Origin of the sequence: Deinococcus alpinitundrae, assembly GCF_009982895.1 — a bacterium.
Taxonomy (GTDB): domain Bacteria; phylum Deinococcota; class Deinococci; order Deinococcales; family Deinococcaceae; genus Deinococcus; species Deinococcus alpinitundrae.
Map to the genome: position 1 here is coordinate 1 of NZ_WXZL01000168.1, position 323 is coordinate 323.

Below are 323 nucleotides of genomic sequence, written 5' to 3' on the forward strand. Positions count from 1 at the left end.
TTCCTTAGCTCGAATTGTCAGACCAAGTGGTGCACTGATGGTCATACCGTCACGATCCTGAAAGCTGGCCACACCTACATTGAAGTTTTGGTTAAATGTAGGGAACAGGAACAACTCCTCGTTGGGTGTCAGAAACTTGTAGCCTGTAGTGGCCTCTTGCAGGGCAACACCCTTATCGCTGCCCATCATGTTGACGATTACGCCTGTGTGACCAGCTGGAACCTTAGAGCAGCCCACCAAGGCAACCATGACGATTGCGAACATAACACCAATAATCTTTTTCATTTCTTCTCCTTTTTCAAAGTTTTAATCGCGAGTGGTCG

Annotated in this window: 1 protein-coding gene; it reads right to left on the reverse strand. The window is 47.4% G+C overall.

Annotation, left to right across the window (positions count from 1 at the left end; genetic code table 11):
• The coding region (locus tag GUI70_RS22900) for an SPFH domain-containing protein (RefSeq protein WP_202630580.1) at positions 1-285 on the reverse strand (285 nt) is incomplete at its 3' end.
• Positions 286-323 lie beyond the last annotated feature (38 nt).